Raw genomic sequence first — 20,287 nt, 5'->3', positions numbered from 1 at the left:
TTTACACAAAAATGGGAAGGGTGGGAAGAGAAAAATAAAACAGCTTTAGCACATAGGCACTAAAGCTGTTACAATCTTGTGTCTTTCCAAAAGTTCACTTCGAGGTGAGAAGATGGATTATAGGGAAGAAGTTTGTATCCTTGTGACTGTAAGTAATCAATTACTTTGGGCAATATTTGTACGGTTACACTCGAATCATGCATTAGAATCACTTCGACTTGTTCATCGCTCTGATTACGTACTCTTTCTAGTATGGCAGAAGGATTGTCATAGCTTTTCCAGTCATATGTATCGATTGTCCAATCCCACATTTTATACTGGGCGGATACAAGTGCATCACGGTAATTCTTTTTTAAGTAAGGCATGCTACCATACGGGACACGAACGAGATGTGTATTTAATTTTGTAACTTGCTGAACAATATTTTGTGTTTGTTCCATTTCTGTAATTAAAGTGGATGGATCACCAGTGTAAAGGCGTTTTACATCGTGTGACATACTGTGAAGTCCGATATAATGCCCCTCTTTAATTAATCGTTGCATTGTTTTTTTATAATGAGGCACTTTTCCACCAATAACAAAGAAAGTTGCTTTTCCGTTCTTTTCTTTTAAGATGTTTAAAATTTGCGTAGTATATTTGTTTGGTCCGTCATCAAATGTTAAGTACGCGATTTTTTGGATAGGAGAGGTAGTTTCAGTATTTGGATGATGTTCAGCAGGGATCATTGTAGTCGCTCCTGCATGAGATGACGCGTACATAGTAATCGTTAAAAATAAAATAATGTATTGAAATACTCGCTTGATCATAACATTCACCCTCAGTTTGACAATCAAGATGTAAAAAAGAAAATATAATCCTTTTCTTATTATGTATATCTTTCTCCAATAGTGGGACTCTCAAACAAACTATATTTTGGAAATATGAAATGAGGAGTAAAAAATAAAAAATAGCATCCTCTTATAAGAAAGAGGATGCTATTTGAATATTTCATAATTGTAAAGGCTATACTACAATTAGTCTTCGCGTTTTTTCACTTTTTTATAAAAGGAAATAAGTGGTTTGTAACGTTCATGTACAAGCCCAATTACTTCAGCAATGATTTCTGTAAAGAAGATTAAAACGAAAAGAAGAATAATGGATAACCATAATGTCGCACTAGAGAAAATGATTGCATTTACACTAAAGAAAATACCGAATGCGTATATAATTAGTACCGTTTTACGATGAGAGAAGCCCATTGCAAGTAAACGGTGATGTAAATGCGATTTATCTGGTGCTGAAATAGGTTTTTTATTTACGATACGGCGGATAATTGCAAATGTCGTATCAAATACGGGTACGCCTAAAATGATAACTGGAACGATAAAGCTGAATAACGTTACGCTTTTGTATAATCCAAGTAACGATATAACAGAAATACAGTATCCTAAAAATAGTGCGCCTGTATCTCCCATGAAAATTTTTGCTGGATGGAAGTTGTAGAATAAAAATCCAATTGTACTTGCTAATGTAATTAATGCTAGTGGTAAAATAATAGCAGCTCCAGTGCCCCATGGGCTAGTGAAGGCCATATATGCTAGCGTTGCAAGTACGATAGATGAAATACCAGCAGATAACCCATCTAAGCCATCAATTAAGTTGATTGCATTTGTAATACCTACAATCCAAAATACTGTAATTGGATAAGCAAGCCATCCGAGTTCAGTATCCCCGAGGATTGGAATATATAATACTTGCACTAATAATCCACTTTTTACAATCATCATGGCAACTAATAGTTGTCCACCGAATTTTACCTTCGCAGATAACTCGTACATATCATCTAAAATACCGATGATTACAATGATAATCGCACCTAGCGTTATCGATAACATTCTTTGTTCATATAAGCCGCCAACAACAAATCCTACAGCTACACCAATAAATATCGCTAATCCGCCAAGACGAGGCATGATCTTTTGGTGTACTTTACGCGCGTTTGGCTTATCTGTTGCTCCTATTTTAAAAGCTAACTTAATAACTAAAGGAGTAACGACGAGTACAGTGATGAAAGATGCCAAAATGGCATAAATCACTTGTGAGTCCATTAATACCCCACCCTTTTATAGTCTAACGTAATTTTTTAAAAATGTATTTATCTGAAAATTATGATGTTTATTTACAGGCTCATAACATATGGTATCACAAAAAGATTAGAATTCAATCTTTTTTTCTGTTTACGGTAAATGGAAGCAGATAGAATATATGACAATTGTATACAGAATGTTGAATCATTTGAGAAGGTTAATCGTATTGGACTTTGGAATATGACATTTTCTCTTTTTCTTCGATAGTGAATACTTTTATTTCAGTATTATAAGTGTTACACGTAGAAATGAGTAAGTTCCGTGTTAAAATGTGGGAATTTATCCGTAGGAACGGGCAGTAAGGTTTCCACCTCAAAATTCAGTTGGAGAAAAGAAGTTATGTGGGAACCTTAGTTCCTGTAAAATCTCGATTGGTTTAATTAATAATTAGTGGAGGATGGATGCCCCTCACTGAATAAAGTTTCATTTTATATTCTTGCATGTAATTTTACAAAAACTTAAAAAAGAATGGAAAAAGTAATTCATATAATAAAGAAGTAAAAGAGTTTTCTCATTTTTAATGTGAGAGGGGGAAGCACAGGGAGAATTCTATGTATTCGTATATTTTCTATTGTATATTCCTGTGCGAAAAGGAAATGAAAATTACGATAATAGGTACCGGATACGTTGGATTGATTACAGGAGTAGGGCTGGCAATGTTAGGCCATTCAGTCACATGTTTTGATATAAATAATGAGAAAATTGAACGGATAAAGCAAGGGGATCTACCTATTTATGAAGCGGGTTTATATGAATTAATAAATGATGCATATGAGAATGATCGTTTAACTTTTACAACAAGTAGAGTAAAAGCATTTTACGATGCAGAATTTATATTTATTGCAGTTGGAACGCCATCTTTATTAGATGGGACAGCGGATTTAACATATATTCGAAGTGCTTGTGACGATATCGGGACATATGCGACGAACGATATTATTGTCGTTACGAAAAGTACGGTTCCTGTAGGTACAAATGATGTTATGAGGGGATGGATTGAGAAGAAATTACAAAATAGATATGAATTACATATCGTATCGAATCCAGAGTTTTTACGGGAAGGTTCAGGGATTTACGATTTTTTTCAGGGAGATCGTATTGTAATTGGAGCAGATAATGAGGAAGCGGCACGAAAAGTAGGAAATTTGTATAGTGAATTACGCTTAAAAACGTATGTTACAGATATAAAAAGTGCAGAGATGATTAAATATGCATCGAATGCTTTTTTAGCGACAAAAATTAGTTTTATCAATGAAATTTCAAATATATGTGAGAAGGTAGGAGCCAATGTATTAGACGTTGCACAAGGGATGGGAATGGATAAGAGAATCGGGGCGTCTTTTTTAAATGCGGGCATTGGTTATGGAGGATCGTGTTTTCCAAAAGATACGAAAGCCCTTGTGCAAATTGCAGGGAATGTGGCGCATGATTTTCGCTTGTTAAAAGCAGTCATTGAAGTGAATAATAAACAACAGTTGTTATTGATTGAGAAAGCGAAGAAAGTATTAAATATGAACAAGAAGCGGATTGCGGTGCTGGGAGCGGCATTTAAACCGAATACTGATGATATAAGAGACGCACCGTCTCTTATTATGATACAAGAATTAATTCATATAGGTGCGGATGTAGTTCTATATGACCCGAAGGCAATTCAAAATATGAAAAATATCTTTGGAGAGACTATACAATATAGCGAATGTATAGATGAATCGATTAGAGGAGCGAGTGCGGCTTTTATCATGACAGAATGGGAATCTATTCGAACTTATCCGTTAGAAAAGTACGCACAACTTATGAGAGAGCCTATTTTATTCGATGGAAGAAATTGTTATACTATTGAGGATGTCAAGAAGCAAGGGATAGATTATTATTCTGTTGGAAGAGAAAGTATTTGTAAGAGGGAATTTTCCGTTATTCGTTAAAAAGGCATGTATTCATGAATATTCTTATATGTCATAATAGAATTTGTAACTAGTGAAAGAAAAGAGGCAATGAAATGACTGAACGTTTAAAAGTAATGACAATTTTCGGGACACGTCCAGAAGCAATTAAAATGGCACCTCTTGTGTTAGAGTTGCAGAAGCATACAGACAAAATTGAATCAATTGTGACTGTAACAGCGCAACATCGTCAAATGTTAGACCAAGTATTAAGTATCTTTGGAATTACACCAGATTTCGATTTGAATATTATGAAAGATCGCCAAACTTTAATTGATATTACAACGCGTGGTTTAGAAGGTTTGGATAAAGTAATGAAAGAAGCAAAGCCGGATATTGTACTTGTACATGGTGATACAACGACAACATTTATTGCAAGTTTAGCTGCTTTCTATAATCAAATTCCAGTAGGTCATGTCGAAGCAGGACTTCGTACATGGGATAAATATTCTCCATACCCAGAAGAGATGAATCGCCAATTAACAGGCGTAATGGCAGATCTTCATTTCTCGCCTACAGCAAAATCAGCAACGAACTTACAAAAAGAAAATAAAGATGAGTCACGCATTTTCATAACAGGAAATACAGCGATTGACGCACTAAAAACGACTGTAAAAGAAACATATAGTCATCCTGTACTAGAGAAACTTGGAAATGATCGTCTTGTACTTATGACAGCTCACCGTCGTGAAAACTTAGGAGAGCCAATGCGTAATATGTTCCGAGCAATTAAACGTCTTGTTGATAAGCATGAGGACGTACAAGTTGTGTATCCTGTTCATATGAACCCTGTTGTTCGTGAAACAGCGAATGATATTTTAGGCGATCATAGCCGCATTCATTTAATTGAGCCGCTAGATGTAATTGATTTCCACAATGTTGCAGCTCGTTCATACTTAATGTTAACTGATTCTGGTGGTGTACAAGAGGAAGCGCCGTCACTAGGTGTACCGGTTCTTGTTCTTCGTGATACAACAGAGCGCCCAGAAGGTATTGAAGCAGGTACATTGAAATTAGCAGGAACAGACGAAGAGACAATCTTTGGTCTTGCGGATGAGTTGTTATCAAATAAAGAAGCTCATGATAAGATGTCAAAAGCATCTAATCCTTACGGTGATGGCCGTGCATCAGAGCGTATTGTAGAAGCAATTTTACAACACTTTAATAAGTAAATAAAAAAGAGCCAAATCATATGTGATTTGGCTCTTTTTGTTATTGCTGATTTCTCATAATCCACTCTGCATGAGCATTCGTAGAAGGAGGTGGCTCAGTTGGTGTTTTGTTCTGATTCTGATTCGTTTCTTTCTTTGCTTTTTCGTCAGAGTTAGAATTGGAAGAAGGATTTGATTCGGTTTTTTTAGTTGGATTTTCTTGAGTGTTTGCCGTTTCTCCTAATTCTTTTTTAATTTCGTTACGTACTGTCTCTACACCGATTGGATCTGGAAGGAAGTAATAAATACCACCTATTTTTTTGTCTTCTCCTTCAAGTTTGAGCGTTTGTATTGTAGAAGGATCAAACCCAGATAGTTTATTGTAAAGTGCAAGTCCGTCAGAAATAGGAATGTCAGTTTTTATATATTTTCCAACGACTGCTGTTAAATCTTTAATTTTAAATACGGTAGAGGCTGAATTTAGTTTTTGAGCAACAGCGGCTAGTAATTGTCTTTGTCTAGCAGCCCGACCATAATCGCCGTTTGGATCCTGCTTTCGCATACGTACGTATGCGAGTGCTTCTTCCCCATTTAAGTCTTGTTGTCCTTGCTTAAATTTGATTTTTTTGTAGTAATCCACGTCCGAACGCTCCCAAAAATCGAATGGGACATCAACAGTAACACCGCCAACAGCATCAACAATACCTTTAAAGCCTTGGAAATCAATTTTAATATAATGGTCTACAGGAACTTTTAGAAAACCTTCGACCGTTTTGATTGCCATTTCTTCTCCGCCGTAAGCGTGCGCAGCGTTAATTTTGTCCTCTTTGTTCTTACCAACAATTGGAACGCGACTATCACGAGGGATACTCATAAGCGAAATCTTTTTAGTTTTCGGATTGACGGTCGCAAACATTAATGAATCTGTACGACCGTTTTGACCGTCCGTTGCATAATCTTCTATACCCATAATGAGGAGTGTAAAAGGCTCCTTTGTAATTTCTACATCTTCGGTTCTCAAGTCCGATTTTTGACGAGTAAAACCACTATACATCCCCATGAGAGAAGAGTAGGAATTTAATATATAAAGTCCTACACCACCAAATAAAAATACGAAAATAAGGAAGTAGAAAAACTTTCTTCTTCGTTTCTTTTTTATTCTGCTATTTTGGAGATGATAATAACGTTCTTCCATATATAATCTCCTTAGTTCATTTGTAGGAAAGTAATTCACTACATTAATCTTTAAAGGTGATAATATAGCTATTCTTAGATAACATCTTGTTCTAAGTACAACATATCTCCTTCTGTAATTGTACATTTCCCATTTGTTAACTCAATCATCCAATCTGTGAATGCTTGTTTTCCGTCTTCTTCTACATACGTATCAAATGTGACATTTTCGAGATAATGTATATCTTTAATGGCATATTTCGAATTACGTAATTCATTTTCAATTTTGCCAAGTAATGTGTAATCAATTTCGGTCTGCATAACACGCATTAGTTTTCGCTGAACGACACCAACATGATTAATACCCTCACTTGTACATTTTCCATATGCGCGAATTAATCCACCTGCGCCAAGTTTAATGCCACCAAAATAGCGTGTAACGACAACGACGGTATCTTTTAAACCGCGTTTTTTTAGTACCTCTAACATAGGTACGCCAGCTGTACCGCTAGGTTCTCCATCATCATTTGCTTTTTGGATTTGATCTTGTTCGCCAATCAAATACGCAGAACAATTATGTGTGGCATTCCAATTTTGTTTTTTTATTTTTTGTATAAACTCTTGAGCTTCTTCTTCGGTTGTAGCTCTGCTAACATAACAAATAAATCTTGATTTTTGAATGACAATTTCATGCTCACCGTAGTCTTTGATTGTTAAATATTGTAATAACACTCGTATACGCCCCTATCTACCAAAATGACTAGTACTTTACATTTTAAAAGCGAGCGTTTTTATATTCAAACATTTTTTATAAATAAGTTGAAATTTTTGGTGAGTATTTCCCCTTTTTGTTGTAATTTGTCGAGATGGTGAGTATAATTCCAAATCGGCATTTTCATGTATGGATGCACCATTTTTAGTTTTCGTGTAAACTTAGGGAATAAAAACTTTTTTATAAGGCAGGTACGCAAATGAAAACAGCTATTGTTACTGATAGTACAGCATATATACCGAAGCATATTCGTGATGAACTCAATATATATATGATTCCATTAAACGTTGTGTTTGGAACGGAATCTTATCAAGAAGAAGCTGAAATTTCAGTAGATGATTTCTATGTAAAAGTACGTGAGCAAGAAGAACTTCCGAAAACTTCTCAGCCAGCAATCGGAAAGTTTGTTGAGTTATTTGAAGAACTATCTAAGGATTACGATGCGGTTATTAGCATTCATCTTTCAAGTGGAATTAGTGGTACATATCAAACGGCCACGACAGCCGGGCAAATGGTAGAGGGTATTGATGTATATACGTACGACTCTGAAATTAGTTGTGAAGTACAAGGATTCTATGTACGTGAAGGGGCAAAATTAGCAAGCGAAGGAAAAGATCCGAAAGAGATCGTTGCCCGTTTTGATGAAATGAAGCAAACGATGGACGCTTATTTTGTAGTGGATGATTTACATCATTTACAACGTGGCGGACGATTAAATAGTGCACAAGCCTTCATTGGTAGTTTGTTACAAGTGAAGCCCGTTTTATATTTTAGAGATAAAATCATTATTCCATTTGAAAAGATTCGTACACGTAAAAAAGCGTTAAAACGAATTGTTGAAATTTTTGATGAGCAAGCAAGTCAAGGTTTACCTATGGAAGCAGTTATCATTCATGCACAACGTGAAGAGGAAGCGAATGAATGGAAGGCAGAATTAGAAGCAAAATATCCTCATGTCACAATCCGAACAGGTTATTTTGGTGCTGTAATTGGTACGCATTTGGGTGAAGGTGCATTAGGTCTTGGATGGTATACGAAGTAATAAAGATATCAAAAGCTCTCTTTTTGAAGAGGGTTTTTTTACGGGTATTTTGCCTGTAGTTGACAAGTTAATATTTGGAAATGGTAAAATGTACGTAAAATAAAATAATGAGGAAAGTTTTATAACTTACTTTTTACAAGAAACTATATTATAATGGAAGAGAGGTGAAAGATATGGAGCATAATTCTTGTTTATGTCCAAAGTTTGAGTCAGCTTTTACTTTGCTTAGTAAAAAATGGACTGGCTTAATTATTAAATCTTTGCTTGAAGAGTCAAAACGTTTTAGAGAAATCGCAGATATTATACCAAATATGAGCGATCGTATGTTGTCAGAGCGTTTAAAGGAATTGGAAAGCGAAGGCATTGTAGTTCGTAATGTTTACCCAGAAGTACCAGTTCGAATCGAGTACGGCTTAACTGACAAAGGGAAAGCATTAGAAAGTGTTATGGATGAAGTCCAAAATTGGGCTGAGAAATGGATGAAATAACGTTTTGATTTCATTTGGATTAGTGTATTTAACAAAACGTAAGGGAAACCTTGCGTTTTTTCTTTGCTTATAAAAATCTTTTGAAATTCTACACATACATACAAAAATATGCATATTTTGCGATAGAGTTACATATAATATTACATTTGTTTTACAATAGCGTAACATTAGCAAAAAAAATCCCGAATTATGGTATAAATTTTATAGGTTATATACGGAAAAAAGACAAAAGAAAGCGGTGTAAAAAATAAAATGAAAAAGCTAAAAATGGCATCTTGCGCATTAGTTGCAGGGTTAATGTTTTCAGGACTAACACCAAATGTATTTGCAGAAGATAAGATTTCTGACGTGAAATCACAAATTAATACACAAAATGACACTTTACATAAACAACAACAAGAACGTGATGAATTACAAAAACAAATGAATGACTTAAACAAAACAATTCAAGGTTTGGATAAGTCTGTTCAAGAGAATGCTTCAAAGCTTGATGAAACAACTAAAAAAGTTGCTGATACTGAGCAATTAATTGAAAATAAAAATAAAGATATTGCAGAACTACAAACGAAAATTGCAAAACGTGAAGAATTATTAAGAAAACGTTTAGTTGCACTTCAAGAACAACCAAATACAAATGTTGTAACAGAAGTTCTTGTAAACTCTAAAAACGTTGCAGATCTAGTTGATCGTTTAGCTTCTGTTTCTAAAATTCTTGAGTCTGACGAAGATATCATGAAAACACAACAAGAAGATCAAGCGAACGTGAAAAAAGATGTTGAAACGGTAAAAACAAAGCAAAAAGAATTAAAAGAAGCACAAGCTCAAATTGAAACTGCTAAGAAAGAACTTGACGCTGAAAAAGCGAAAAAATCAACAGCAGTAAATGATTTAAGCGGCAAAATGGATACAGTTGTAACTTCAATGACAAGTACGGAAAGTCAATTGAAAGATCTTGAAAAACAAGCATTGCAATTACAACGTATTGCTGAACAAGAAGCACAAGAAAAAGCTGCACAAGAAGCTGCTGCTCAAAAACAAGCAGAACAAGCTGCTAAAGATGCGCAAGCGCCTACAGCACAAGCTGCACCTGCTCAGCAAGCTGCGCCAGCAAACAACGGTGGACAAGCTCAAAAAGAGGAACCTAAAACAGAAGCACCTAAGCAAGAAAAGAAACAAGCAGAGCCAGCACCAGCTTCAAATGCGGGTGGTGTAATTGGTAAAGCGCAGAGCTACTTAGGTTTACCATATGTTTGGGGAAGTGCATCTCCATCAAACGGTGGTTTTGACTGTAGTGGATTCATTTCTTACATCTTCGGTGTAGGACGTCAAGACGTTGCAGGTTACTGGAATTCAGTTTCTAAAGTAAGTAGCCCACAACCTGGAGATTTAGTATTCTTCCAAGGTACTTATAAACCAGGTCCATCTCACATCGGTATTTACGTTGGGAATGGCCAAATGATTCATGCTGGTGATAAAGGGATTGCTTACGCTAGCTTAAGCAGTAGCTACAACCAAAAACATTTCTTAGGATACGGTCGATTCTAGGATTTATAAACGAATAAAACATGTGTATAAAGTCGATAGCTTACTATTTTATAAGTAGGTTATCGGCTTTTTTGAGTTTTTACGAGATTATGAGAAGGGTTTATAGTAGTGCTGGAGGTGGTTGCTGATGTTAGCAGGGAAACAGTTACTATTAGAGGAACTCTCTTCAGATTTACGGGATACATTACAAGAGTTGAAAAAGAAGAGGGAGGTCGTATGTGTACAAGGTGTAATAAAGAAGGCTTCTAAATATATATGTCAGCGCTGCGGTAATATAGAGCAGCGGCTATTTGCGTCATTTTTATGTAAAAGGTGCAGTAAAGTATGTACGTATTGCCGGAAGTGTATAACGATGGGGAGGGTAAGTGAATGTGCTGTACTCGTTCGTTGGATTGCTGAAAGAAAAGGAGAAAAAAGTTTAAATCCATTACAGTGGAATGGGACTTTGTCTACCGGTCAGGAGTTGGCGGCGCAAGGTGTTATAGAAGCTATTAAGCAGAAAGACTCTTTTTTTATTTGGGCTGTGTGCGGGGCTGGAAAGACAGAAATGTTATTTTACGGTATGGAAGAGGCATTGCGAAAAGGAGAAAGAGTTTGTATCGCAACGCCCAGAACAGACGTTGTACTGGAATTAGCGCCGAGATTACAAAAAGTGTTTCCAAATGTAAATGTAGCTTCCTTATACGGAGGAAGTGAAGATAGGGACAAAGATGCAGCGTTAGTAGTTGCAACGACTCATCAATTGTTACGTTACTATAGAGCATTTCATGTCATGATTGTAGATGAGATAGATGCCTTCCCGTATCATGCGGATCAAATGTTACAGTATGCAGTGCAACAAGCAATGAAAGAGAAAGCGGCACGTATTTATTTAACGGCAACTCCCGATGAAAAGTGGAAGCGTAATTTCAGAAGCGGGAAACAAAAAGGTATTATTGTCTCAGGGCGATACCATCGTCACCCGTTACCAGTTCCTCTATTTTGCTGGTGCGGAAATTGGAAGAAAAGCCTTCATCATAAAAAAATCCCTCGAGTTTTACTACAATGGTTAGAAATGTACGTAAACAAAAAACATCCCATTTTTTTATTTGTTCCTCATGTGCGATATATAGAAGAATTGAGCCTGATATTGAAAACGTTGGATCATAGAATCGATGGTGTACATGCAGAAGATCCGATGAGAAAAGAAAAAGTAGCAGCTTTCAGAAAGGGAGAAATTCCGTTATTAGTTACAACGACAATTTTAGAGAGAGGAGTAACGGTGAAGAATTTACAAGTTGCGGTGTTAGGAGCAGAAGAAGAAATATTTTCAGAAAGCGCGCTCGTACAAATTGCAGGTCGAGCAGGTCGTAGTTTTGAAGAACCTTATGGTGAGGTTATTTATTTTCATTACGGTAAGACAGAGGCGATGGTACGCGCGAAAAAACATATTCAAAGTATGAACAAAAAGGCAAAAGAACAAGGGTTAATCGATTAATGCATTGTCTACTTTGTGATGAGTATATGTTGGAAACAGTTAGTTGGTACACCTTTTTTATAAAGCCTCATAAAAAATATATATGTGACAGATGTGAGCGGAAACTTTCCTATATTATAGGAGAGATTTGCATTGAGTGTGGGCGACCTTTAGAGGACTTTCCTTCCGAATATAAAGAAAATGATATTTGTATGGATTGCGTAAGGTGGATAAATGAGGAGAAGTATTGTCCTTTTAAAAATCGTTCTTTGCACGTGTACGATGATGAGATGAAAAAAATATTAGCGCAGTTTAAGTTTCGGGGGGATGCAGAGTTAGTTCATATTTTTCATCGATCCTTTCGGGAGCTATTTCAAAAACATTTTACGAACGTTTCAAGTGTTATTGCTGTTCCACTTAGTAGGGAACGGGAATATGAACGTGGTTTTAATCAGGCAGAGTTATTAGCAGCTTGTTTGCCTGTCAAAACTTTCTATTCATCATTAAGAAGAAAGGAAACAGAAAAACAAAGTAAGAAGACACGTAAAGAAAGGCTTTCGGGAAGTAATCCTTTTTATTTTCAGGGAGAAGAGATGTTTCATGGTCAACACATTTTACTCATTGATGATGTATATACGACAGGAATTACAGTTAGACAAATTGGAAGTCTTTTATACGATAGAGGAGCAAGAGAAGTTTCTAGTTTGACGCTCTGTAGAAGTTGATCTGTAACTGTCGAAAGGGATAATAAAAAGACGATAAGTCTTCTTTGACTTCGTAAGTTGTCATTCGTTATAGTCAAATTATAGGGCGAATGCCCTGATTTTTAGAGTGAAGGGAATGGAATGAACATGCAAGGAAGAGTGAAATGGTTCAATGCAGAAAAGGGATTTGGGTTTATTGAGCGTGAAGATGGTGATGATGTATTTGTGCATTTTTCTGCTATTCAACAAGATGGATATAAGTCATTAGAAGAAGGGCAACAAGTTAAGTTTGACATTGTAGATGGAGCACGTGGACCACAAGCAGCTAATGTTGTAAAACTGTAGGGATATTGTTTTTGGGAAGAGAAAGCTGCGTTTGTGGCAACGTTATATATATGTGGTAGAACCTCTTGTTTTTTGCAAGGGGTTTTTGTTATGAATCAAGTTGTCAAAAAGTTGTTTCTTTTCTGTAACGAATTGTCCACAGTTATATTCGTTATTCACGATGTTAATAGGATAAAATAAAGATAGAAACGATGCATCTTTTCATTTCAACAAAAAACGATAAAAAAATCGCAATTCCACTAATTTTTTTAAAAAAGTTAGAAGGAGTTTTTAAGCCAGTGTCGAAATTATAGTACATAGGCTTGAAAGGAGGAATTCATCTATGAAATTCAACATTCGTGGTGAAAATATTGAAGTAACTCCAGCATTAAAGGAATATGTAGAGAAAAAACTAAGTAAGTTAGAGCGTTATTTTGATACATTCCCAGAGATTAAAGTTAATTTAAAAGTATACTCTGACAAGCAACGTGTCGAGGTAACAATTCCATTTACTGATTTATTACTTCGTGCAGAAGAAACTAATAGCGATATGTACGCTGCTATCGATTTAGTAGTTGATAAACTTGAGCGACAAATTCGTAAACATAAAACAAAGGTAAATCGTAAGTTACGTGAGAAAGGTTCTGTGAAAACGAACTTTATCCTTCCAGAAGCAGTAGCTGTTTTGGATGCGGTAGAAGAGGATGAATTAGAACTTGTACGTACAAAACGATTTGATTTAAAACCGATGGACGTTGAAGAAGCGATCCTACAAATGGATATGCTAGGACATAATTTCTTCGTCTTCACAAATGCTGATACAAATGAAACTAATGTTGTATATGGCCGTAAAGATGGGAAATATGGTTTAATCGAAACTAAATAATAATTCAAAAGCGCAGCCGAAATGGCTGCGCTTTTTTTGCTGAAAATAGATTTTGAAAAAAAGTTTTCTTAATTTAGAACGAGACATTTCGCCGATTGTTGTCATAGTTATAAGACAAGTGTTACAATTATCATTAGGTATATACATTTTAGTTTTTTTAATTAGGAGAAAAATTGGCATAACATACATTTGATTTTTATAACGACTGATTGTAATAGAAAAAGAAAAGACAATCGGAAGTTTTATTTTAATAAAAAAGAGGAGCGTATTTCCTATGATCGGTATTTTAAAAAAGGTATTTGATGTAAATCAACGCCAAATTAAACGTATGCAGAAGACAGTTGAGCAAATTGATGCATTAGAATCATCTATTAAGCCACTAACAGATGAACAATTAAAAGGAAAGACGCTTGAATTTAAAGAACGTCTAACAAAAGGTGAGACAGTAGATGATCTACTTCCTGAAGCTTTTGCGGTTGTTCGCGAAGCTGCGACTCGTGTTCTTGGAATGCGTCCGTATGGCGTGCAGTTAATGGGTGGTATTGCCTTACATGAAGGGAATATCTCTGAGATGAAAACGGGTGAAGGTAAAACGTTAACATCTACATTACCTGTATATTTAAATGCTTTAACAGGAAAAGGTGTTCACGTTGTTACAGTCAATGAATACTTAGCACAACGTGATGCGAGCGAAATGGGACAACTTCATGAGTTCCTAGGCTTAACAGTAGGAATTAACTTAAACAGCATGTCACGCGAAGAGAAACAAGAGGCTTATGCTGCTGATATTACGTATAGCACAAATAATGAGCTTGGATTCGATTACTTACGTGACAACATGGTTTTATATAGAGAGCAGTGCGTTCAACGTCCACTTCATTTTGCTATTATCGATGAAGTCGATTCTATCTTAGTCGATGAAGCGCGTACGCCGCTTATTATTTCAGGACAAGCACAAAAATCAACAGAGTTATACATGTTTGCAAATGCATTCGTTCGTACATTAGAAAATGAAAAAGAATATTCATTTGATGTGAAAACGAAAAATGTAATGTTAACAGAAGATGGTATTACGAAAGCTGAGAAAGCTTTCCATATTGAAAACTTATTCGATTTAAAACATGTAGCACTTCTTCACCATATTAATCAGGCGCTTCGTGCACACGTTGTTATGCATCTTGATACAGATTATGTTGTACAAGAAGGCGAAATCGTAATTGTAGACCAATTCACTGGTCGTCTTATGAAAGGTCGTCGTTATAGCGAAGGTTTACACCAAGCTATTGAAGCAAAAGAAGGCGTAGAAATTCAAAATGAAAGTATGACACTCGCAACAATTACGTTCCAGAACTATTTCCGTATGTATGAAAAGTTATCTGGTATGACTGGTACAGCGAAAACGGAAGAAGAAGAGTTCCGTAGTATTTACAATATGAATGTTATCGTAATTCCAACGAACAAAGATATTATTCGTGATGACCGTGCTGATTTAATCTTCAAATCAATGGAAGGCAAATTCAATGCAGTTGTTGAGGATATTGTAAATCGTCATAAACAAGGGCAACCTATTCTTGTTGGTACAGTTGCAATTGAAACGTCAGAGCTTATTTCAAAAATGTTAACACGTAAAGGTGTACGCCATAACATTTTAAACGCGAAAAACCATGCGCGTGAAGCAGATATCATTGCAGAAGCTGGTATGAAAGGTGCTGTAACGATTGCGACGAACATGGCTGGTCGTGGTACGGATATTAAGCTTGGAGACGATATTAAAAACGTTGGTCTAGCAGTTATCGGTACAGAGCGTCACGAAAGCCGTCGTATTGATAATCAGTTACGTGGTCGTGCTGGTCGTCAAGGGGACCCTGGTGTAACGCAGTTCTACTTGTCTATGGAAGATGAACTAATGCGCCGCTTCGGTTCTGACAATATGAAAGCGATGATGGATCGTCTTGGTATGGATGATTCACAGCCGATTGAAAGTAAAATGGTTTCTCGTGCGGTAGAATCTGCACAAAAACGTGTAGAAGGAAATAACTATGACGCACGTAAGCAGTTACTGCAGTACGATGATGTACTTCGTCAGCAACGTGAAGTTATTTACAAACAGCGTCAAGAAGTAATGGATTCTGAGAATTTACGCAGTATTATTGAAGGTATGATGAAATCTACAGTAGAACGTGCTGTTGCGCTTCATACACAAGAGGAAATTGAAGAAGATTGGAATATTAAAGGTCTTGTTGACTACTTAAATACAAACCTTCTGCAAGAAGACGATATAAAAGAAGAAGAGTTACGTCGTCTTGCTCCAGAGGAAATGAGCGAGCCAATTATCGCGAAATTAATAGAGCGTTACAACGACAAAGAAAAGCTTCTGCCAGAAGAGCAAATGCGTGAGTTTGAAAAAGTTGTTGTATTCCGTGTAGTAGATACGAAATGGACAGAGCATATTGATGCGATGGATCACCTTCGTGAAGGTATTCATTTACGTGCTTACGGTCAAATTGATCCACTTCGTGAGTATCAAATGGAAGGATTCGCAATGTTCGAGTCGATGATTGCTTCTATTGAAGAGGAAATCTCTCGTTACATTATGAAGGCTGAAATTGAACAAAACTTAGAGCGTCAAGAAGTTGTTCAAGGTGAAGCTGTTCATCCATCTAGTGATGGCGAAGAAGCGAAGAAAAAACCAGTTGTAAAAGGAGACCAAGTAGGCCGCAACGATGTATGTAAATGTGGTAGCGGTAAAAAATATAAAAACTGCTGTGGTATCGGGAAGTAATACAGGGCGGTAGCCCAGATTGCTTTGCAAAATTTTACATCAAAAATGTATAATTAAGAAAGATTAAACTCTCTCCGTCATAAGTGGAGAGAGTTTCCCTTGTTTTGATAAGAAAGTAACAGCAATTACATAGAGGTGAAGGAAATGGAATTAGTAGAAATTAGACAAGAATTAGAGAAAATGGCTAAGAGATTAGCGGCTTTTAGGGGGTCTCTTTGACCTTCCTACTAAGGAGAAACAAATTGCAGAGTTAGAAGAGACAATGATGGGTGCAGGATTTTGGGATGACCAACAAGGCGCACAAGCTGTAATTAACGAAGCTAATGCACTGAAAGAGATGGTTGGAAAGTTCCGTCAGTTAGATGAGACATTCGAAAATTTAGAAATCACGCATGAGCTTTTAAAAGAAGAGTATGATGAAGATTTACATGAGGAACTTGAATCTGAAGTGAAAGGCTTAATTCAAGAAATGAATGAGTATGAGCTTCAGTTACTACTAAGCGATCCTTATGATAAAAATAACGCTATTTTAGAATTACATCCAGGTGCTGGTGGAACAGAGTCACAAGACTGGGGTTCTATGTTATTACGTATGTACACACGTTGGGCTGAAAAACGTGGGTTTAAAGTAGAAACGGTTGACTACTTACCAGGTGATGAAGCTGGTATTAAGAGTGTTACTTTATTAATTAAAGGTCATAATGCTTACGGTTATTTAAAGGCAGAGAAAGGTGTACATCGTCTTGTACGTATTTCGCCATTCGATTCTTCAGGCCGTCGTCATACATCGTTCGTATCTTGTGAAGTTGTACCTGAGTTCAATGATGAAGTTGAAATCGAAATACGTTCAGAAGACTTAAAAGTTGATACGTACCGTGCAAGTGGTGCAGGTGGACAGCATATTAATACGACAGACTCAGCAGTTCGTATTACACATACACCAACAAACACAGTTGTAACATGTCAGTCAGAGCGTTCACAAATTAAAAACCGTGAGCACGCGATGAAAATGTTAAAAGCGAAATTGTATCAAAAGAAACTAGAAGAGCAACAAGCGGAGTTAGATGAAATTCGCGGTGAACAAAAAGAAATCGGATGGGGTAGCCAAATTCGTTCTTACGTATTCCACCCGTATTCTCTTGTGAAAGACCACCGTACAAATACAGAGGTTGGTAACGTACAAGCGGTTATGGATGGAGAAATTGATCCATTTATTGATGCTTACTTACGTTCTCGCATCTAATAAGCGAAAAAAAGCCAACAAAGTTGTCGGCGTATGCTGAGGATAGTCGAGGAGATAAAGAATTTGATTTTATTTCTATAGATGAAGTAAAGAGGAAGAGAAGTTGGAAACGACAACTTCTCTTTTTGATGAGATTATATGTAGCATACAATGTTGTATATTGTTTTGTAAAAAGTAGAGAATAGTAAAACAGAGCGGCAATAGAGTAAGACTTGAACAGAAATTTTCTGATTTTCTGTTCAACAAGAATTCTTTATAGAAGTTTTTATGTTGTTCACAGAATTGAAACAACTTATGAAAGCTTTATATTATCAGGGTTCTTACTGTATTTTTGAAAAATATGAAATATACCTTAGTTTTTCTATATAAAGATAATGCTTATAATGAAAATGAGTGTGTTAGGAATGAAAAGAATATCAACAATGGGGAGCGATAGAAATGAAAAAGAAATTGTTGGCTATTGCGTTAGGAACATCAGTCGTTTTTGCTTTAGGAGCATGTGGAAATAAAGAAGAGAGTAAGCCTTCGAAACAATCTGCAAGCACAGATAGCGCAGAGCAAATTTACCAAAAAAGTTGTATAGGCTGTCACGCGAAAGATTTATCGGGAGCAACTGGACCGGATTTACGAAAAGTGGGACAGAAATATGATGCAGCAGAGATTGAAAAGATTATTGAAAAAGGTCGCGGTTCCATGTCACCAGGAATCATTCAAGGTGAGGATGCGAAAAAAGTAGCTGAGTGGTTAGCTGAACATAAATAAAAAAGGTAAAGTGGACGAGTTGGTTATATAATCTTATCCCAAAATGATTTTGGGTAAGAACTATGACGACTCGTTTCCTTTTTTTGGAGTGTAACATAACTGTAACAAAAATGTATCCGAACTGGAAACCGTTTGATGTTACAATGGGGTTTGTAGAATTTTGCTGAAATATATTACATAGAGTAGCGCCGCTAATAAAAAGCATGAATGGAAGCTACCTTCAACAAGAGTGGTTAAGTGAGAATAAAGTTTTTATTTTCAGATGTACAGAAAAGTATTTCGAAAAAAATCATTAAGTATTGGGTGATAAATAATGATAAAAATGACGAATGTTTATAAGGAGTACCCGAATGGTATGAAAGCCATTGCTGGTCTCACAGTTAACATTAAACAAGGTGAGTTTGTATACGTAGTTGGACCGAGTGGAGCCGGGAAATCTACATTTATTAAAATGATGTATCGTGAAGAGAAGCCATCTACAGGATCAATTAATGTAAATGGACTTGTTATTGAAACATTAGCAGAAAGAGATGTTCCATATTTCCGTCGTCAATTAGGCGTAATTTTCCAAGATTTTAAATTACTACCTAAGTTAACGGTATATGAGAATGTTGCGTTTGCCTTAGAAGTAATTGAAGAAGAAAAAGAAGCCATTCGTGAGCGTGTAACAGAAGTTTTAGGTCTTGTAGGTCTTGAGGATCGTGCAGACGCACTACCAAGTGAACTTTCGGGCGGAGAGCAACAACGTGTTGCGATTGCGAGAGCAATTGTTAATAGACCAAAGGTTGTAATTGCCGATGAGCCAACAGGTAACTTAGATATTGAAACAGCTCTTGATATTATGAAGATTTTTACGCGTATTAACGAGCGTGGTACAACGATTGTTATGGCGACACATAACTCAGATATCGTAAATACAATTCGTCATCGTGTAATCGCGATTGAAGGCGGAAAAATTGTTCGAGATGAGATTGAGGGAGGATACGGATATGAAGGCTAAGACCCTTAGTCGACATTTGCGAGAAGGTGTAAAGAATCTATCACGTAACGGATGGATGACATTTGCTTCTGTTAGTGCAGTAACAGTTACATTATTACTTGTAGGTGTCTTTTTAACAGCGATAATGAATATGAACCATTTTGCGACGAAAGTAGAGCAAGATGTAGAAATTCGTGTACACATTGATCCAGCAGCAAAAGAAGCTGATCAAAAGAAATTAGAAGATGATATGAGTAAGATTGCGAAAGTAGAATCTATTAAATATTCTTCTAAAGAAGAAGAGCTAAAACGCTTAATTAAAAGCTTAGGTGATAGCGGAAAAACGTTTGAGTTATTTGAACAAGATAACCCACTTAAAAACGTATTCATTGTAAAAGCAAAAGAACCAACAGATACAGCGACAATCGCGAAAAAGATTGAAAAAATGCAGTTTGTAAGTAATGTTCAATATGGTAAAGGCCAAGTTGAAAAATTATTTGATACTGTAAAAACAGGACGTAATATCGGGATTGCGTTAATTGCAGGTCTTTTATTCACAGCGATGTTCTTAATCTCTAATACAATTAAAATTACAATTTATGCTCGTAGTACAGAAATCGAAATTATGAAACTGGTAGGTGCGACAAACTGGTTTATTCGTTGGCCGTTCTTATTAGAGGGGTTATTCCTAGGAGTATTAGGATCAATTATTCCAATTGGCTTAATTCTAGTTACGTATAATTCACTACAAAGTGTGTTTAACGAAAAACTTGGCGGAACAATTTTCGAACTTCTACCATACAGTCCTTTCGTATTCCAATTAGCTGGTTTACTAGTGTTAATCGGGGCTTTAATCGGTATGTGGGGAAGTGTAATGTCAATTCGTCGCTTCTTAAAAGTATAAAAAGTTGCAA

18 protein-coding genes are annotated in these 20,287 nt (G+C 36.2%); 14 read left to right on the top strand and 4 right to left on the bottom strand.

Annotation, left to right across the window (positions count from 1 at the left end; translation table 11 throughout):
- Window positions 1-68: 68 nt before the first annotated feature.
- Both KZZ19_RS25470 and KZZ19_RS25465 read right to left on the bottom strand, forming a co-directional pair.
- Entirely contained in the window at window positions 69-806 is a 738-nt protein-coding gene (locus KZZ19_RS25470) for a polysaccharide deacetylase family protein (protein WP_237981262.1), read from the bottom strand.
- 207 nt (window positions 807-1,013) lie between these two features.
- Window positions 1,014-2,087 (bottom strand): glycosyltransferase family 4 protein, encoded by a 1,074-nt coding sequence (locus tag KZZ19_RS25465; RefSeq protein WP_000378314.1) that lies wholly within the window; start codon window positions 2,085-2,087, stop codon window positions 1,014-1,016.
- A 590-nt stretch (window positions 2,088-2,677) separates the two neighbouring features.
- Here KZZ19_RS25465 and KZZ19_RS25460 point away from each other — a divergent pair.
- Window positions 2,678-4,048 (top strand): UDP-glucose dehydrogenase family protein, encoded by a 1,371-nt coding sequence (locus KZZ19_RS25460; protein WP_237981263.1) that lies wholly within the window; start codon window positions 2,678-2,680, stop codon window positions 4,046-4,048.
- Window positions 4,049-4,122: 74 nt separating this feature from the next.
- A complete protein-coding gene (wecB, locus tag KZZ19_RS25455; RefSeq protein ID WP_088098411.1) occupies window positions 4,123-5,238 on the top strand; it encodes a non-hydrolyzing UDP-N-acetylglucosamine 2-epimerase in 1,116 nt (371 codons plus the stop codon).
- 40 nt (window positions 5,239-5,278) lie between these two features.
- Here the strand turns inward: wecB and KZZ19_RS25450 are convergent, their stop codons facing one another.
- Window positions 5,279-6,412: an LCP family protein gene (locus KZZ19_RS25450; protein WP_237981264.1), complete on the bottom strand. Its 1,134-nt coding sequence runs from the start codon at window positions 6,410-6,412 to the stop codon at window positions 5,279-5,281.
- Between the two features lie 74 nt (window positions 6,413-6,486).
- Window positions 6,487-7,122 carry a YigZ family protein gene (locus KZZ19_RS25445; RefSeq protein ID WP_061679333.1) on the bottom strand — a complete coding sequence of 212 codons (636 nt, stop codon included), beginning with the start codon at window positions 7,120-7,122 and terminating at the stop codon, window positions 6,487-6,489.
- Window positions 7,123-7,361: 239 nt separating this feature from the next.
- Between KZZ19_RS25445 and KZZ19_RS25440 the strand changes: the two genes are divergently transcribed.
- The 12 genes from KZZ19_RS25440 to ftsX all read left to right on the top strand — a co-directional run bounded on the left by KZZ19_RS25440 (window position 7,362) and on the right by ftsX (window position 20,277).
- Window positions 7,362-8,204, top strand: coding sequence for a DegV family protein (locus tag KZZ19_RS25440; RefSeq protein ID WP_088098409.1), 843 nt, complete (start codon window positions 7,362-7,364; stop codon window positions 8,202-8,204).
- Between the two features lie 173 nt (window positions 8,205-8,377).
- A complete protein-coding gene (locus KZZ19_RS25435; RefSeq protein ID WP_000400857.1) occupies window positions 8,378-8,692 on the top strand; it encodes a winged helix-turn-helix transcriptional regulator in 315 nt (104 codons plus the stop codon).
- Between the two features lie 252 nt (window positions 8,693-8,944).
- Window positions 8,945-10,237: an NlpC/P60 family protein gene (locus KZZ19_RS25430; protein ID WP_088098407.1), complete on the top strand. Its 1,293-nt coding sequence runs from the start codon at window positions 8,945-8,947 to the stop codon at window positions 10,235-10,237.
- Between the two features lie 127 nt (window positions 10,238-10,364).
- The gene (comFA, locus tag KZZ19_RS25425; RefSeq protein WP_088098406.1) at window positions 10,365-11,714 is read left to right on the top strand and encodes an ATP-dependent helicase ComFA; all 1,350 of its coding nucleotides are present in this window, start codon (window positions 10,365-10,367) and stop codon (window positions 11,712-11,714) included.
- A complete protein-coding gene (locus tag KZZ19_RS25420) occupies window positions 11,714-12,418 on the top strand; it encodes a ComF family protein (RefSeq protein ID WP_237981265.1) in 705 nt (234 codons plus the stop codon). The genes comFA and KZZ19_RS25420 overlap by 1 nt, the downstream gene beginning before the upstream one ends.
- Window positions 12,419-12,544: 126 nt before the next feature.
- Window positions 12,545-12,742 (top strand): cold shock protein CspC, encoded by a 198-nt coding sequence (gene cspC / locus KZZ19_RS25415; protein ID WP_044439520.1) that lies wholly within the window; start codon window positions 12,545-12,547, stop codon window positions 12,740-12,742.
- Between the two features lie 322 nt (window positions 12,743-13,064).
- The gene (hpf, locus tag KZZ19_RS25410) at window positions 13,065-13,607 is read left to right on the top strand and encodes a ribosome hibernation-promoting factor, HPF/YfiA family (RefSeq protein ID WP_000671193.1); all 543 of its coding nucleotides are present in this window, start codon (window positions 13,065-13,067) and stop codon (window positions 13,605-13,607) included.
- 274 nt (window positions 13,608-13,881) lie between these two features.
- Entirely contained in the window at window positions 13,882-16,389 is a 2,508-nt protein-coding gene (secA, locus tag KZZ19_RS25405; protein ID WP_088098402.1) for a preprotein translocase subunit SecA, read from the top strand.
- 144 nt (window positions 16,390-16,533) lie between these two features.
- Window positions 16,534-17,632 (top strand): peptide chain release factor 2 gene (gene prfB / locus KZZ19_RS25400; RefSeq protein WP_096001656.1). Its coding sequence is split into 2 segments (ribosomal slippage): window positions 16,534-16,605 and window positions 16,607-17,632, totalling 1,098 coding nucleotides; the frame shifts between segments, so codons are not numbered across the junction.
- Between the two features lie 438 nt (window positions 17,633-18,070).
- Window positions 18,071-18,394: a cytochrome c551 gene (cccB, locus tag KZZ19_RS25395; protein WP_000727965.1), complete on the top strand. Its 324-nt coding sequence runs from the start codon at window positions 18,071-18,073 to the stop codon at window positions 18,392-18,394.
- Window positions 18,395-18,707: 313 nt separating this feature from the next.
- Window positions 18,708-19,394 (top strand): cell division ATP-binding protein FtsE, encoded by a 687-nt coding sequence (gene ftsE, locus KZZ19_RS25390; RefSeq protein ID WP_000594325.1) that lies wholly within the window; start codon window positions 18,708-18,710, stop codon window positions 19,392-19,394.
- On the top strand, window positions 19,384-20,277 hold the full coding sequence (gene ftsX, locus KZZ19_RS25385) for a permease-like cell division protein FtsX (protein ID WP_000645020.1): 894 nt from the start codon (window positions 19,384-19,386) through the stop codon (window positions 20,275-20,277). The genes ftsE and ftsX overlap by 11 nt, the downstream gene beginning before the upstream one ends.
- The last annotated feature ends 10 nt before the right edge of the window (window positions 20,278-20,287 follow it).

Source organism: Bacillus thuringiensis (assembly GCF_022095615.2).
GTDB lineage: Bacteria > Bacillota > Bacilli > Bacillales > Bacillaceae_G > Bacillus_A > Bacillus_A cereus_AG.
This window is presented reverse-complemented; position numbering and strand designations above follow the sequence as displayed.